This is a genomic window from Vibrio sp. CB1-14, from assembly GCF_040412085.2.
Lineage (GTDB): Bacteria > Pseudomonadota > Gammaproteobacteria > Enterobacterales > Vibrionaceae > Vibrio > Vibrio chaetopteri.
The window spans coordinates 1,811,708-1,827,325 of record NZ_CP115920.1 but is presented as its reverse complement, the minus strand read 5'-3'; the positions used below and the strand labels follow the sequence as shown (position 1 = coordinate 1,827,325).

Sequence of the window (15,618 nt, the reverse complement as noted above, 5' to 3'; positions counted from 1 at the left end):
TATGAGTGCAACGTTTCTGCCCGGTAGCGTATCACTGCTCGCCGCACACCATTTATTCCCAGAACAACATCTGAACAACGCACAACTGTTAGATGCGTTGGAAAGATTAGCAGGAAAACGCTACGCAAAAATCGCGTCTCGAATCGCACCATTTATAGGTATTGAGGGACGCCATTTCTCGCGCAGCATCTATTCCCATACCAGCGCACCGACGCCAAGTAACTCTGATCTTGTGGTTAGTGTGGCGACACAACTGCTTGAACAATCGAACACTAGTTTAGACGCCGTCGACTACTTAATTGGCCACACCACGACACCGGACACTCAACTCCCCCCTAGCATCGCTTGGGTAGCAGAGAAGCTTCGCTATCACGGTCCTTTCATGGAGTTAAGACAAGCCTGTACTGGGTTTTCAAGCGGCTTACAAATCGCCATCCCACGAATGGCGATGCTAAACAAGCCTGTAATGATTGTCGGCAGTGAAACAGGGTCCGTGTACTTTGATTATCACCCAGAGTTTCTCGACCAATCACAGTTGGTCAATTACATGCAAATGGGTGATGGTGCCGGCGGGGTCATCATCGCTCCAGAAGACGTACCGGGAGTAGGTAAGATTTCAGACTGTTTTACAGGTCAAATTGGGGTTGAACAGTCACCGGGGTTATCGCTAGATGGCGGCTCAATGTCAGTATATACCCAAGACGGTAAAGCACGTTTTCACCATGATGCCAGCAACGTCAGAAAAAGCGGCGAAGCGTTATTTCAAGCCAGTATTCTAACTTTGAGAAGCCGTGGCTATGAGCTCAACGACTTTGACTACATCATTCCCCATCAAGCAAGCGGCCACATCGACACCATGCTGGCCGAAGCACTAGACATTGATCCAGCCAAGATCATTAACGACGCCAAACACTGGGGAAACCTAGGTTCTGCTGCTATTTGGTGCAGTTTTTCTAAACTCGTTAATAGCGGAGCGCTATCAAAAGGAAGCAAGGTGGTAATTCTCGGCGCCGAAGCAACCAAGTACATGTATGGTGGGTTTGTATATACGCACGCTTAAAAACGAAACCAACTTTATTAGCCGCTAGCGCCTTTAGCGGCTGTCGTTTATGGCCTTAAGTGATGAACTATCACATGCCTTTAGCTTGGTTAATTTTTTCAATAATCGCCGCTCTATCTATCCCCACTCTATTCGAATCTAAGATTTGAGTCCAAACGCGAATCGCCTCATCGTATTCTGCATTTAAGAAGTAGTCCGAAGCGATAAGTTGCAATGCCGTGTCATTGTCACTGTCGAGCTCTAGCGCTTTGTCTAGGTAACGCTGAATGTCAGGCGTTATCGTTTGTGAGGATTGATAGTAAAGCGCCGTAGCCAAAGCGGCATACTGCCCAGCATAAGGCATGCTAGAGAGGCGAATCGAGTAATTGAAACACGTTGCGGCGGAATCAAACTCCAGACTCTGCATATACAGCTGACCTAGCTTAAACCAAGACTCGGCATCGTTTGGAGATTCTGCTAGTGAATTTTGAAGATCAAGCATGACGCTTTGATGGTCTTGTACATTACTGAGAGGGGCTGGCTCTGGTAACGGTGTGCGAAACTGGCTCCATAGCAATAATGATATGCCAACAATGCTCGCACTCAACGCCGTGGAGTATCCAACTCTTTTTTTAAGTTCAGATACTTTGTTCAAACTCGCATAAGCGACAACAAAAAAGACAGTGATGCTTAGCAACACGAAAATCAACATAGTAGGGCTGGGTTCTTATTCGAATGAGGTTAAGCACTATTGTAGCGGCTAGCCGCAAACAGCGCTGTGAGTCAGAGCGCTGTTTGAAGTCTTGTCATCGGTAACTTTTGGGGTTGGAAATGGGTCCTCTATTCCTAGAACACCCGGCGCTTCAATCCCGCTCGCTCTAATACCCGTGTTGAGATCTCCTCCACCGACAGTGACGTCGTATTGATATAAGGGATTGCTTCGCGCCTAAACAGCGCTTCTACACTCGCAAGTTCCTGCAAGCACTGTTCAGTACTAGCGTATTCACTGCCTGCTAAACGGTTTTCACGAATCTCAGTTAGGCGCTCAGGGTTGATAGTCAGGCCAAACAACTTATGACGGTGGATTTCAAACTCAGGCATTAGACGCAAGCGTTTAATGTCGTCATCGATAAATGGATAGTTCACGACTCGCAAACCAAACTGCATAGCGAGATATAGGCTGGTTGGTGTTTTACCACTGCGAGACACGCCGAGTAAAATTAGGTCGGCTTCCTCAAGGTTTTTAAGCGAGACGCCATCATCATGCGCAAGGGTATATTCAACCGCCGCGATACGATCAAAGTACTTCGCAGAATCTTTGCCAACACTGTGTGAGCGCTGAAGTTTTGGCTTAGGTTCCAATTGTAAATCCGTTTTAACCTGAGCCACTAAACTTTCTAACACATCGTAACAAAACGCTTGTGACTCCAGTAATCCTGCACGAATTTCAGGCACCACAATGGAGAAAAACACCAAAGGTTTCGCTCCATTACGTTCATAGGATTGATTAATTTCCCTAATGAGTTCATCGAGCTTATGAGCGCTCTCTACAAAGGGAAATGTCTTTTCTTTGGCTTTGAATGGAAATTGACCGAGCACCACGTGCCCCAATGTCTCACAAGTAATCGCTGTACCGTCAGAAACGTAGAATACGTCACGACTTTGACCTAAAATATTCATTTTCTATTTAATTTTTCAAATTAATTTAAGTAGGATGCTTTACATAATATCGATAACAAACCCTAGCATTCAATCACGTTCCCCCACAGTTTGTAAAAATAGTTAAATATTTTTTCACTGAATACGTAATCGTTTGCTATATCCTACAGCTGCAATGTTTCTGGAGAAAGACATGCAAAACAACACCCTTTGGTTCAATGGTCTGTCAATGGACGATGTCGATAAGGTCGGCGGCAAAAATGCTTCGCTTGGCGAGATGGTATCTAATCTTGCTAACGCGGGTGTTTCAGTGCCAAATGGCTTTGCGACAACATCCCATGCCTTCAACCAATTCCTCGATTTCGAAGGATTGGATGAGCGCATTCACGGGCTATTAGACGAACTTGATGTTGATGATGTTGACGCACTGCGTAAGACAGGCGCAACCATCCGTCAATGGGTATTACAAGCCCCCTTCCCTGCTGATTTAGAGCAGGACATTCGAACTAACTATCAAGAACTCATTGAAGACAATGAAGAGCTTTCTGTCGCAGTGCGCTCCTCCGCAACTGCTGAAGATCTTCCTGATGCCTCCTTTGCGGGTCAACAAGAAACCTTTTTGAACGTAAAAGGCATCGATGCGGTTCTAGAAGCCACTAAGCATGTCTACGCGTCTCTGTTCAATGACAGAGCGATTTCCTATCGTGTGCACCAAGGGTTTAACCATCGCGGTATCTCGCTATCTGCGGGCATTCAACGTATGGTTCGATCGGACAAAGCGTCGTCGGGCGTTATGTTTACTCTGGACACGGAATCTGGCTTCGACCAAGTGGTATTTATCACTTCGGCTTGGGGTCTAGGTGAGATGGTAGTGCAAGGTGCTGTGAACCCAGACGAGTTCTATGTTCACAAGCCACTACTAGAGCAAGGTCAAACGCCTATCGTCAAGAAGACGTTTGGTTCTAAGCTCATCAAGATGGTTTACTCTGACAACCAAGAGATTGGCAAACAGGTAGATATCATCGATACGTCTGATGAGGAGCGTAACCAGTTCTCTCTAAATGACGAAGAGATCAAAGAGCTTGCCAAACAGGCGATGATCATCGAGAAGCACTATCAACGTCCAATGGACATTGAGTGGGCAAAAGATGGCATCGACGGCAAGCTATATATCGTTCAGGCTCGTCCTGAAACCGTGTGCTCTCAAAGCGAGCAAAACGTCATTGAACGTTTCCAACTAAACAACAAAGCAGATGTGTTGGTTGAAGGCCGTGCTATCGGTCAGCGCATTGGTACAGGTAAAGTGCGTCTTGTTGATTCATTGGATCAAATGTCGCTTGTTCAAGAAGGTGACGTACTGGTTACTGATATGACTGACCCAGATTGGGAACCAGTAATGAAGAAAGCGGCGGCGATTGTTACCAATCGTGGCGGCCGTACTTGTCACGCAGCGATCATCGCTCGTGAACTTGGTATTCCAGCTATTGTAGGCTGTGGTAACGCAACCGACAGCTTGGAAGATGGCGCTGTTGTTACTGTGTCGTGTTCTGAAGGTGAAACGGGCTATGTGTATCAAGGTGAGTTAGACTTTGAGATCCGCCGCTCTGCTGTCGATGAACTGCCACTGTTACCAACGAAAGTGATGATGAACGTGGGTAACCCAGATCGTGCGTTCGACTTTGCTCAAATTCCTAACGAAGGTGTGGGTCTTGCACGTCTTGAGTTCATCATTAACAAGATGATTGGTATTCACCCGAAAGCGCTACTGAACTTTGACCAGCAGTCTCCGGAGCTGCAAGCCGAAATCACTCAGCGTATTCGTGGCTATAAAGATCCAATCGACTTCTATGTGAGCAAGCTTACTGAAGGTATTTCAACCATCGCTGCAGCATTCTGGCCTAAGCGTGTAATTGTTCGTATGTCGGACTTTAAATCAAACGAGTACAGTAACCTAGTGGGCGGTAAAGAGTTTGAACCACACGAGGAAAACCCAATGCTTGGTTTCCGTGGTGCGTCTCGTTACATCTCACCGGTGTTTGAAGACTGTTTTGAACTTGAAACGCAAGCGATTAAGCGCGTTCGTGATGAAATGGGTCTGAAAAACGTTGAAATTATGATCCCGTTTGTTCGTACGCCAAGCGAAGCGGCACAAGTTATCGACCTACTTGCTAAGTTCGACCTTCGTCGTGGTGAGCAAGGCCTTAAGGTCATCATGATGTGTGAACTGCCATCAAACGCCGTTCTTGCCGAAGAGTTCTTGAAGTACTTCGATGGATTCTCGATTGGCTCAAACGACATGACTCAGCTAACGCTTGGTCTTGACCGTGACTCTGGCGACGTAGCTCACCTATTTGATGAGCGTAACCCTGCTGTGAAAGCGATGCTGAAAATGGCGATAGACGCTGCAACCAAAGCCGGCAAATACGTTGGTATATGTGGTCAAGGACCATCGGATCACGATGATCTAGCAGAATGGCTGATGGAGCAAGGCATTAGCTCTGTATCACTTAACCCAGACACAGTGATCGATACATGGCTGAAGCTTGGTAACGTCGCTAAGTAACGACTGAATATCACCACTGTGGTAAAGAAAATGCCAGAGCGCTCGCTCTGGCATTTTTATATTCATTTATTGGAATGACATCCCGTGTCCACTTTTATTAACCTTTATGGCTAATAAGCCAAGCTTCTTCTGCAAAACGAGTTAACCCTTGCTGAATTCGGCGGTGATTGCTGTCTGCATCATCACGCTCTAACAGGGTTACATCAAAGTCCTCTCCAAAATACTTTATCACTTCTGTGCTCGGAACGCTGTATGGTGGTCCAGTCATCTCACTTTGAACGTAATCCAACGTGATAAGAAGAATACGGCCGCCCGGTTTCAGCGTTTGTTTTAGCTTTTCAACGTAGAGCTCTCTCACCTCTTTAGGCATGGCAATCATCGCCGCGCGATCGTAAATCAACTCTACGGGCTGAATTGGCGCGGTAAAATAGTCACCGACATAAATGTTCAGCTCATCAAATTGATACAACTCAAACTGACCATTGATTGGAGTGACCATTGGCGTGTAAAAATGCTCTGAGAAAAATGAACGCACCGCGATTTGACTAAGCTCGACGCCTTGTACGTCATCGTGACGCTGCGCCAACCAAACTAGATCTTCTGACTTACCACAAAGGGGCACAAAGACCTTCTCGTCACGGCTTGGAGATATTCGCTCCCAATACTTAATAAGCAACGGGTTCACATCTTCCAAGTGAAAACCTATTTTGTTTGCAGCCCACTTATCGTGCCAAAGTTCAAAATCGTTCATTTATCGTTCATATTCGCTGTGGATAATGGTTAACGTAGAGTTTACAGAGTGCAGACAAAATGTCACACCTATTCACGTAGATTTTATTACGCGATAGGTATCACAGTTTACAAACTCTGTTACACAGTTTTTGTTGGGTTTTCCATAAGGAACCCCATATCATTGTTAGCAACACTCCTGCGCGTTAACGCCTTTTTTGTACCCGTTTTTATAACGTAACTAGGAGAGAGAATGAGCACGTTTCTTCGTACTGCAGCACTAATGCTATTGGTACTCAGCCGCGCACCTGCATTTGCGGCCACGCTTAATCAATCCGATTCCACCCCAACAAAAGGAAAGCAAGAGCAAAACGAAGTTTGTCCATCTGTATTCAAACACAGTCTTAGTGGCTTGTACGGTATTGATGCTGTTCAAGGCGCTGCCTTCCAACCCCATAACGATTTTGACATCTTGTACAGCAAAGCCCACCAGGCTCAACATGAGCTAGAAGCGCTTTGTAAAACCACCACCCTACTGACTGACACCGATGCGTACTTTGCAGGCGTAAAATCTGCTGAGCGAGCGAAAGTGAAGATTGACACCGAGCTCAACGGTCAGGTTAATCAGATCACAGACCTAGCTCGAGGCACTATCGTCGCCAAGGACGTAGAGAGCCTTGTAGGCGCTTATGAAGCGCTTAGCCGTGAAGCTCAGGTAGTAAGGGTTAAAAACCGCTTTAAAAGCCCAGCAGCGTCTGGATATCGTGACCTAAACATCTTGGTTAAATTACCTAAGACCGGAATTATCGCTGAAGTACAACTGCACCTTAAAGACATCGCAGATGTTAAGAGTGGACCTGAACACGATTTGTATGAAATTGTTCAGGGAATTGAGCGCAGAGCAGCCGCTGAAAACCGTGCTCTTAACGAGTTTGAGACAGCACAAATTGCCAGTCTGCGACGTCAGTCAATGGAGCTGTATCAAAACGCTTGGCAACCTTACATTACCACCAACATTCGAGCGGCCTAGGTCGCTCTATAAGGGCAATGGCTTAGCATTCGATACCCTCTAACACCTAGCCCCTAAAACACAAAAAGACCACACTAGGTGGTCTTTTTGTTTAACAGTAGGACATTAATCCACTTTGATATTTTCGACTCGAGCCTTCAGTTTCTGACCCGGACGGAATGTCACTACGCGTCGAGCGGAAATGGGAATGTCTTCACCAGTTTTGGGGTTTCGACCCGGGCGTTCATTTTTGTCACGCAAGTCAAAATTACCAAAACCCGACAGTTTTACCTGTTCGCCACTTTCAAGTGATTTTCTAATTTCTTCGAAAAACACTTCTACCGTTTCCTTGGCATCCCTTTTACTGAATCCGAGTTTCTCAAATAGGTTCTCAGCCAGATCGGCTTTTGTGAGCGCCATAAAACTCCCCTCAAAGCTAATTCATACCTTGTTATCACAGTGATAACGCTTAAGATTTCGTTCGACCAATCAACAACATAACAGGCCAACTTTGAAAAGTGTAAGCCAACCTTCTGATTTTCGCCAACTTTTTTATTTCAGAACTATGTCAGGATTTTGCTTTAAGTTTTAGCAAGTTATCGTGTTTTTAGCATAATTTAGAGATATAGATTACCCAAAAACGATCGAGTAGAGTATTATTCTAAAAATCAAAACAAAAGCAGGTTTTAATAAAATTATAAACAAAATTGAAAATAGTGACCTTGATGCAGATGAGTTGTAATTTATTGTGTAAAAACAGAGAGTTGCAATATACATTCGATATGAAACTGGGTTTTTCTTCCCCATTATATCGAGGTATAAAAAAAGCGAGTTACTTTTCAGCAACTCGCTTTTTCAGGTAATTCACGTTGATACGCTAATCGCGATTAGTCACGCAGTGATGCACCAAATTTCTCAGAAATATGAGCAACAATTGCATCTACCGCACCTGCGATATCAGCATCTTCAAGCGTGCGCTCTAGAGACTGTAGAGTCAGAGCAATTGCTAGGCTCTTCTTGCCTTCTTCAACGCCCTTACCAACGTATACGTCGAATAGCTTCGCGTCTTTTAGGAACTCGCCCCCTTGCTCTAGGCAAGCAGCAACGATGTCACCAGAAGCTACCGCTTCATCAACAACAACGGCGATGTCACGACGGTTTGCAGGGAACTTAGAAAGCCCTGCCGCTTCTGGAATCACTTTCGTGTTGATCGCAGACCATTCAACTTCGAATACGATAGTACGACCGTTTAGACCGAACTTACGCTCTAGCTCTGGGTGAATAGTACCAATGACACCAACCTCTTTGCCATCTACAACGATTGCTGCAGATTGACCTGGGTGAAGTGCTGGATGTTTCGCCGCAGCAAATGAGTATGCTTTCTCGTTTGCAGACAGTTCTAGAATTGCTTCTAGGTCGCCTTTAAGGTCAAAGAAGTCAACCGTATTGGTTTCAATATCCCAATGCTCTTCGCTGCGAGTACCCGCAATCACACCAGCAAGCATAGGCTCTTGGCGCATGCCATTTTCAGCGCTCTCGCATGGAATGAAACGCAAACCGTATTCGAATAAACGAACGCGTGGTTGCTGACGCTTCTGGTTGTGAACAACCGTGTTTAGAAGACCTTGGATAAGACCAAGACGCATTGCTGACATGTCCGCAGAGATTGGGAATGGCAGAATCAGCGGCTCAACGTCTGGCACAACAAGCTTTTGCTGTTCTGGCTCAACGAAGCTGTATGTAATCGCTTCATGGTAGCCACGATCAACAAGTAGGTCACGTACGCGTTTAAGCGGAAGATTCGCTTCAACGTGGTTGTGCATCTTAAGTGTTGCGGCAGGGTGTTGATTTGGAATGTTGTCGTAACCGTAGATACGACCCACTTCTTCAATCAGGTCTTGTTCGATTGCGATGTCAAAACGCCATGTTGGTGCAACACCAGTCCAGCCAGTATCAGTCGTCGTTACTGTTAGACCTAAGCGTTCTAGGATCTCAACAACTTCAGCATCAGCGATGTGGTGACCAAGAAGTGAATCTAGCTTAGTACGGCGCAGTTCAACAGTGTTTGGCTTAGGAAGATCAGCGTCAGATTCAACAGCAACAACAGGTGCTACTTCACCGCCACAGATTTCAACCAGAAGCTCCGTTGCACGTTCCATTGCGCTTACTTGCAGTGCATAGTCCACACCACGCTCGAAGCGCATTGAAGAATCAGTGTGCAGACCGTAGCTACGAGCACGACCACGGATATGATCAGGTGCGAAGAACGCACACTCTAGAAGTACATCTTTGGTCTCAGTAGTTACACCAGACTTTTCACCACCAAAGATACCCGCGATAGCGAGTGCTTTGTTGTGGTCTGCAACAACCAGTGTATCTGCGTTTAGTTCAGCTTCAGTACCGTCTAGAAGAGTCAGTTTCTCGCCCTGCTCTGCCATACGAACAACGATGCCACCTTCAATCTTAGCAAGATCGAACGCGTGCATTGGCTGGCCTTGCTCTAGAAGTACATAGTTAGTAATGTCTACAACAGGGTCGATAGAGCGAATTCCACAACGACGCAATTTCTCTTGCATCCATAGTGGCGTTTCCGCTTGAACGTTCACGTTCTTAACGATACGACCTAGGTAACGTGGACACGCTTCCGTTGCTTTAACTTCAATAGAAGCTACATCAGCAATAGATGCTTCAACAGGGTTAACCGCTGGTGCTGTTACATCAGCACGGTTTAGAACGCCAACTTCACGAGCAAGACCACGGATGCTGAAACAGTCAGCGCGGTTTGCTGTTAGGTCTACGTCAACAGTCACGTCATCAAGACCTAGGAAGTCACGGAAATCAGTACCGATTACTGCGTCTTCAGCCAGTTCCATGATGCCGTCAGATTCAACATCGATACCTAGCTCAGTAAATGAGCACAGCATACCGTGTGAAGGTTGACCGCGTAGTTTTGCTTTCTTGATTTTGAAATCGCCCGGAAGAACAGCACCAACTGTTGCTACTGCTACTTTCAAACCTTCACGGCAGTTAGGCGCGCCACAAACGATGTCTAGCAGTTGCTTTTCGCCATTTTCGTCTTGGGCGCCAACATCAACTTTAGTTACGCGTAGTTTGTCTGCGTCTGGGTGCTGACCGCACTCAACCACTTTACCTACTTTAACGCCAGTGAAAGAACCAGCCACAGGTAGTACGTCGTCTACCTCTAGACCAGCCATTGTAATTTGGTGCGTAAGTTCGTCAGTAGATACTGAAGGGTTTACCCACTCACGAAGCCATGATTCGCTGAATTTCATTGTGATGAACCCTCTGGATTACTTGAACTGTTTTAGGAAACGTAGGTCGTTCTCGAAGAACGAACGTAGGTCATTTACGCCGTAACGAAGCATCGCTAGACGCTCGATACCGATGCCGAATGCAAAACCAGAGTATTTTTCAGGGTCGATGCCTACGCTGCGAAGTACATTTGGGTGCACCATGCCACAGCCTAAGATTTCTAACCATTTGCCGTCTTTACGCTTAACGTCCACTTCCATTGAAGGCTCAGTGAATGGGAAATATGACGGACGGTAACGAACTTCAAGATCTTCTTCGAAGAAGTTTGTTAGGAAGTCGTGCAGGATACCTTTCAGCTGTGCGAAGTTAACATTCTCGTCAACAAGCATGCCTTCCACTTGGTGGAACATCGGCGTGTGTGTTTGGTCGTAGTCGTTACGGTATACACGGCCAGGTGCGATGAAACGGAATGGTGGTTTGCCATTTTCCATCGTACGGATCTGTACACCAGACGTGTGGGTACGTAGCATCAGATCTGGATTGAAGAAAAAGGTGTCGTGGTCAGTACGAGCTGGGTGATCTTCTGCAATGTTCAGTGCATCAAAGTTATGAAATGCATCTTCAATTTCAGGACCAGACTCAGTGCTAAAGCCTAACTCACCAAAGAACTTTTCAATACGCTCAACAGTACGAGTAACTGGGTGTAAACCGCCGTTCTCGATACGACGACCTGGTAGGGTTACGTCGATAGTTTCTGCCGCTAGCTTCGCTTCAAGCTCTGCACGTTGTAGTGCATCTTTACGTGCCGCGATAGCTTGCTGAACCACGCCTTTTGCTTTGTTGATCTCTTGACCAGCACTGCGGCGCTCTTCTGGTGGTAGTTTACCTAGGCTTTGAAGTTGAGCCGTTAGCTCACCTTTCTTTCCTAGATACTGAACACGCACTTCGTCAAGTGCGACTAGCGAGTCTGCAGCGTCAATCGCTGTGCCCGCGTTAGCAATGATCTCTTCTAGATGTTGCATCGTTTCCTCGTCTACCGTCCGGTAGTATCCATAAGGGTGTTTTTTGATAGCTGTACATACTAATAAAACCCGCCGCTAATGCCAAATTGATTTGTAAATTGAACGGGTTATTGGGCAAAAAAAACACGTTTTTTGCCCTTTTGATGAAAAACTAGCAGGAAACGATGAGTAATCGCGGTTTTCTAGAGGCGATTATTTGGCTTGAGCTCGGATGAAGATGAAGTTTGGACGACGAGATAGTCGCTCAAATGTCTCAGGTGCCACCGCTTGCATCTCCGGTGCCGGTTTACCTTCAGAAAACTTATCTAAAATAAAACCAGTTTCAGATAAGCTATCAAATAAGTTAGTCAATGAACGTCTAAAAAACGAAACCTCCACTGGCTCACCGACGGTATCCCAGTGCTCAGTAATACGTTCTACATCAAAATAGTTATTGAAGGCATCATCTTCAAAATCAATGATCGGATGGTGAGTTGAAAACACAAAGGTTCCCCCCGTTTTCAGAACACGCTGAACTTCTGTAAACAAAGGTACCAAATCTTCTAAGTAATGAATCATCAGGGGGCAGACAACGATGTCGTACTGATCGCTGGATTCTTTGGGTAAGCCTTCTGTTAAATCTTGCGAATAACATGTGACAGCGTCACCCAGACGACGTTGAGTCAACTCTACCATTTCCTCTGATAGATCAATCGCTGTGACAGTTGCGCCTTGCTTGACGAAGTGTTCCGCGTACACGCCTGGGCCACAGCCTAAGTCAAGCACCCGTTTATTGTTCACATCACCAACGAGCGCAAGCGTAGATGGGCGTTCATAGAGTGCATTATATGCATTGTTTTCAATCGCTTCGGCATATTTGTCCGCATGCTTGGTGTACATTTCACCCATCAGAGCCTCCTACTTTCATATTTATAAACTATGGCAATCGCGGGCAATTTCTGGATCCGCAATCAGAAGCAGATCTAACGGTAACTCATCATGTGTTAGTGATTTAACTTCAAACATTGAGTCCATTATCATCCAATCTCTTTTTCCATCAAAAGGTTTTTTAACCCTACACCACGAACATTTGCTTCATTTTCTCTAACGATATCAAACCCAAAATGAAGATAAAACGGCTTGGCCGTGATGCTTACAAAAGAGTAAAGCTTGGGTAAGGCCATCTCATTTGCCTTTTCATGAATGACATTCATCAAAGCACGGCCAACACCTTGCCCTTGAGATTTATGATGACAATAAAAATGATCAATAAGACCATCCGGCTGTACATCGCTGTAACCAACGATACGTTCACCGTCAGTAGCGACAAATGGCTGCTTTAAATCAATATAGCGCTCAAACACCTCTATTTCCATGTCTAACGGAGCCCAGCAATTAACCTGTATCTTATTGTAATCTTTGCGATTTACAGTGCGAATTGTTTGTTGATAAAGTTTCAGTAGCCACCGAGCATCATGGGTTGTTGCTGGTCGGATAGTAATTTTGCTCAAAACAACTCCTTATCACCTAAACTGTCATGAATACATCCAGCCATTGATAGGTAAAAGTATTACCGTGGTCACTAGATGGTAACCAATTGAAAAATAGCTTGTTGTGTACTAAATATTAAGACTCATAGAAAACGTCAAGCGGAAGCTATTATGCCCGAAGATAACAAAAAAGTTCTTGTGCTTTACGCTCATCCTTCACAACGCCGATCTGAAGTCAACGCTCCCATGTTTCGAGACGCAACATCCGTCAAGGGCGTGACTGCAGTGGATCTCTATTACGAGTACCCTACGTACAACATCAACATTGATAAAGAGCAACAACGACTCATTGATCATGACATCATCATCTTCCAATTTCCTCTCTACTGGTATTCAACACCCTCTATTCTGAAAGAATGGCAAGACTTAGTCCTAGAATATGGATTTGCTTATGGTCAAGACGGTACTGCCCTGCATGGAAAGACATTTTTCTGTGCTATCTCCGCAGGCGGTAGAGCGGAAGCGTATCAAACTGACGGCTATAACCATTTCACAATCAGAGAGTTGCTCCAACCATTAGAACAGACTGCAACGTTGACGGGCATGATCTACCTTCCTCCATTTTGTCTGTTTGGCTCTCGTACGGCACAAGAAGAGCGACGCATACCAGAGCATCGGGAACGCTGGCGTGAGTTACTCACCCTACTCGTCGAAGATAAATTCGATATCCAACAAGCTATGCCAATGGAAAAACTCAATCACTATTGGCCTCAAGAGCAAACCGCTAAATCTGATGAGGGTACATCATGACCGAGTATTTTTTACAAGCATTCGTCTATTTGGTTGCCGCCGTCATTGCCGTACCTATTGCTAAACGACTTGGCCTTGGCTCTGTTCTCGGCTACTTGATTGCAGGCGTTGTCATAGGGCCGATTATCGGACTGGTTGGCGAAGAAACGACGACAATTCAACACTTTGCTGAATTTGGTGTCGTGATGATGCTATTTTTAGTTGGCCTTGAGTTAGAACCCAAAATGCTATGGGGGATGCGCCACAAGCTTATGGGCCTAGGAGGCATTCAAGTGGGTGGTACGGCCGCTGCTGTCATGGGTATTGCATTGGCACTTGGACAAACATGGAGTGTTTCATTAACCATTGGTCTTATTTTTGCGCTCTCTTCCACCGCTATTGTGCTGCAAACCTTTAATGAAAAGGGGTTAGCAAAAACGGAAGGCGGCCAAAGCTCATTTTCTGTGTTGCTGTTCCAAGACATTGCCGTCATTCCAATGCTCGCCTTCATTCCACTTTTAGCTATCCCGGAGTTGGTTGAGCAAGCCCAAAATGCAGTTGATCAAGCCGCAGAACATCATGAGCAGATTAGTTTGGTCGCAGGCTTGCCCGGCTGGGTCTATGGCCTAGTGATTACTGCGTCTATCGCCGTGGTTGTGGTTGGTGGGCACTTCTTAAGTCGGCCGCTATTCCGCTTTGTTGCGTCTTCAGGTCTTAGAGAGATCTTTACCGCTACAGCGTTAATGTTAGTGATTGGGATTGCCGCATTAATGAGCTTAGTGGGGCTATCTCCTGCTCTGGGTACGTTCCTTGCGGGTGTTGTTCTAGCAAACAGTGAGTTCAGGCACGAGCTTGAGTCTAATATCGACCCATTTAAAGGATTATTGTTGGGGCTTTTCTTCATCACTGTTGGTGCAGGCATCAGCTTCGAAATATTGTTTAACGACTTCTTTGTTATCATTGGTTTAACTCTCGGTGTCATGATGTTGAAAGCAGCAGTGCTCTACATTCTGGCCATGATATTCAAAATACAAAACAGCGCTCGCTGGTTATTTACATTAAGTTTGGCGCAGGCGGGGGAGTTTGGTTTTGTACTATTGAGCTTCTCGGTTCAAAACCATGTATTGCCAAATGACATTGCACAAACGCTTTCGCTGGTCGTCGCGCTCTCCATGTTCCTAACACCTGGCCTATTTATCTTATTTGACAAAGTCATCTTACCCCGCTTTGAGAAAGAGAGTAACGATAGAGAAGCAGACACCGTTGACGAACGTGGTAGCGTGTTAATTGCGGGTATGGGTCGCTTCGGACAAATCGTTAACCGACTGCTGGTCGCCAATCATGTAAGGACGGTGGCATTAGATGTCCGAGCTGACCAGGTGGATAACATGCGCCAAATTGGTACCAAAGCCTTCTTTGGTGATGCCTCCAAACCTGACATTCTTCATACCGCGGGGATCGAGGAAGTAAAACTGCTCGTCGTCGCCATTGACAATCAAGAAGCCAGTATCGAGCTTGTAAAGTATGTTAAACATACGTACCCTCACGTGAAAATTCTCGCAAGAGCATTCGACCGTGGACATGGCTACCAGCTCAGACAAGCTGGTGCGGACTACATTGAATCAGAAACCTATCATTCGGCACTAGAGCTTGGTGCTAAAACGATGAATTGTTTAGGCTTCCATCCTTTCTTTGTGGAACAACAAAAGACCACTTACAAAGTTATTGAAGACAAGCAATCAGACCGTCTCTATGAAGGTTGGAAAGGTGGCGCTGAGGGTGAGCGCTTTGATAATAACTACCGTGATCTATTTATAGAACTAGAGGGTTTTATTAAGGACGCGATGCAAATTGATCGCAACGACAAACACTCTCGTGAGCGTGGCTGGACACCACCTCCAAAAGGCTACGCCGACAAGTTTGAAGAATAGTAATTAAAGGTCTGTTCAATACAAAGACGGGCACACTGCCCGTCTTTATTGTTTTATTTGCCCTACCCTTTACTAGCAGCATTAGAAACAAAACAAAGAGAACAACGTGGATAAAGATTCAAAACAGCTAGCTAA

General features: G+C 45.7%; 13 protein-coding genes. 5 read left to right on the top strand and 8 right to left on the bottom strand.

The genetic code is table 11. The features are described from left to right. Position 1 precedes the first annotated feature (1 nt). Complete coding sequence (locus PG915_RS08235; RefSeq protein WP_353496089.1) at positions 2-1,060, top strand: 3-oxoacyl-ACP synthase III family protein; 1,059 nt, start codon at positions 2-4, stop codon at positions 1,058-1,060. Between the two features lie 70 nt (positions 1,061-1,130). On the opposite strand, the gene PG915_RS08230 is transcribed toward PG915_RS08235, so the two are convergent. Together PG915_RS08230 and ppsR are read right to left on the bottom strand one after the other, a co-directional pair. Next, on the bottom strand, positions 1,131-1,751 hold the full coding sequence (locus PG915_RS08230) for a TPR domain-containing protein (RefSeq protein ID WP_353496088.1): 621 nt from the start codon (positions 1,749-1,751) through the stop codon (positions 1,131-1,133). A gap of 134 nt (positions 1,752-1,885) precedes the next feature. Then, complete coding sequence (ppsR, locus tag PG915_RS08225) at positions 1,886-2,719, bottom strand: posphoenolpyruvate synthetase regulatory kinase/phosphorylase PpsR (RefSeq protein ID WP_353496087.1); 834 nt, start codon at positions 2,717-2,719, stop codon at positions 1,886-1,888. Between the two features lie 154 nt (positions 2,720-2,873). Here ppsR and ppsA point away from each other — a divergent pair, with 154 nt between their 5' ends. After that, a complete protein-coding gene (gene ppsA / locus PG915_RS08220) occupies positions 2,874-5,261 on the top strand; it encodes a phosphoenolpyruvate synthase (RefSeq protein ID WP_353496086.1) in 2,388 nt (795 codons plus the stop codon). Between the two features lie 97 nt (positions 5,262-5,358). Here the strand turns inward: ppsA and PG915_RS08215 are convergent, their stop codons facing one another. Beyond that, positions 5,359-6,012: a thiopurine S-methyltransferase gene (locus PG915_RS08215; protein WP_353496085.1), complete on the bottom strand. Its 654-nt coding sequence runs from the start codon at positions 6,010-6,012 to the stop codon at positions 5,359-5,361. 231 nt (positions 6,013-6,243) lie between these two features. Between PG915_RS08215 and PG915_RS08210 the strand changes: the two genes are divergently transcribed. Further along, positions 6,244-7,020 carry a RelA/SpoT domain-containing protein gene (locus tag PG915_RS08210; RefSeq protein WP_353496084.1) on the top strand — a complete coding sequence of 259 codons (777 nt, stop codon included), beginning with the start codon at positions 6,244-6,246 and terminating at the stop codon, positions 7,018-7,020. Positions 7,021-7,125: 105 nt separating this feature from the next. On the opposite strand, the gene ihfA is transcribed toward PG915_RS08210, so the two are convergent. The 5 genes from ihfA to PG915_RS08185 all read right to left on the bottom strand — a co-directional run bounded on the left by ihfA (position 7,126) and on the right by PG915_RS08185 (position 12,784). Then, positions 7,126-7,419, bottom strand: coding sequence for an integration host factor subunit alpha (ihfA, locus tag PG915_RS08205; RefSeq protein WP_006074250.1), 294 nt, complete (start codon positions 7,417-7,419; stop codon positions 7,126-7,128). A 467-nt stretch (positions 7,420-7,886) separates the two neighbouring features. Continuing rightward, positions 7,887-10,292 (bottom strand): phenylalanine--tRNA ligase subunit beta, encoded by a 2,406-nt coding sequence (gene pheT / locus PG915_RS08200; RefSeq protein ID WP_353496083.1) that lies wholly within the window; start codon positions 10,290-10,292, stop codon positions 7,887-7,889. An 18-nt stretch (positions 10,293-10,310) separates the two neighbouring features. Then, complete coding sequence (pheS, locus tag PG915_RS08195; RefSeq protein WP_112461716.1) at positions 10,311-11,294, bottom strand: phenylalanine--tRNA ligase subunit alpha; 984 nt, start codon at positions 11,292-11,294, stop codon at positions 10,311-10,313. Positions 11,295-11,486: 192 nt separating this feature from the next. After that, positions 11,487-12,185: a class I SAM-dependent DNA methyltransferase gene (locus PG915_RS08190; RefSeq protein WP_353498687.1), complete on the bottom strand. Its 699-nt coding sequence runs from the start codon at positions 12,183-12,185 to the stop codon at positions 11,487-11,489. A gap of 125 nt (positions 12,186-12,310) precedes the next feature. Continuing rightward, a complete protein-coding gene (locus PG915_RS08185) occupies positions 12,311-12,784 on the bottom strand; it encodes a GNAT family N-acetyltransferase (RefSeq protein WP_353496082.1) in 474 nt (157 codons plus the stop codon). A gap of 150 nt (positions 12,785-12,934) precedes the next feature. On the opposite strand from PG915_RS08185, the gene PG915_RS08180 reads away from it, so the two are divergent. Then, entirely contained in the window at positions 12,935-13,573 is a 639-nt protein-coding gene (locus PG915_RS08180; protein ID WP_353496081.1) for an NAD(P)H-dependent oxidoreductase, read from the top strand. Continuing rightward, positions 13,570-15,483: a monovalent cation:proton antiporter-2 (CPA2) family protein gene (locus PG915_RS08175; RefSeq protein ID WP_353496080.1), complete on the top strand. Its 1,914-nt coding sequence runs from the start codon at positions 13,570-13,572 to the stop codon at positions 15,481-15,483. The genes PG915_RS08180 and PG915_RS08175 overlap by 4 nt, the downstream gene beginning before the upstream one ends. The last annotated feature ends 135 nt before the right edge of the window (positions 15,484-15,618 follow it).

Bases quoted from the DNA above. Each gene is read 5' to 3' on its own strand.
- PG915_RS08235 (WP_353496089.1), top strand. From the start codon at position 2: ATGAGTGCAACGTTTCTGCCCGGTAGCGTATCACTGCTCGCCGCACAC.
- PG915_RS08230 (WP_353496088.1), bottom strand. From the start codon at position 1,751: ATGTTGATTTTCGTGTTGCTAAGCATCACTGTCTTTTTTGTTGTCGCT.
- ppsR (WP_353496087.1), bottom strand. From the start codon at position 2,719: ATGAATATTTTAGGTCAAAGTCGTGACGTATTCTACGTTTCTGACGGT.
- ppsA (WP_353496086.1), top strand. From the start codon at position 2,874: ATGTTTCTGGAGAAAGACATGCAAAACAACACCCTTTGGTTCAATGGT.
- PG915_RS08215 (WP_353496085.1), bottom strand. From the start codon at position 6,012: ATGAACGATTTTGAACTTTGGCACGATAAGTGGGCTGCAAACAAAATA.
- PG915_RS08210 (WP_353496084.1), top strand. From the start codon at position 6,244: ATGAGCACGTTTCTTCGTACTGCAGCACTAATGCTATTGGTACTCAGC.
- ihfA (WP_006074250.1), bottom strand. From the start codon at position 7,419: ATGGCGCTCACAAAAGCCGATCTGGCTGAGAACCTATTTGAGAAACTC.
- pheT (WP_353496083.1), bottom strand. From the start codon at position 10,292: ATGAAATTCAGCGAATCATGGCTTCGTGAGTGGGTAAACCCTTCAGTA.
- pheS (WP_112461716.1), bottom strand. From the start codon at position 11,294: ATGCAACATCTAGAAGAGATCATTGCTAACGCGGGCACAGCGATTGAC.
- PG915_RS08180 (WP_353496081.1), top strand. From the start codon at position 12,935: ATGCCCGAAGATAACAAAAAAGTTCTTGTGCTTTACGCTCATCCTTCA.
- PG915_RS08175 (WP_353496080.1), top strand. From the start codon at position 13,570: ATGACCGAGTATTTTTTACAAGCATTCGTCTATTTGGTTGCCGCCGTC.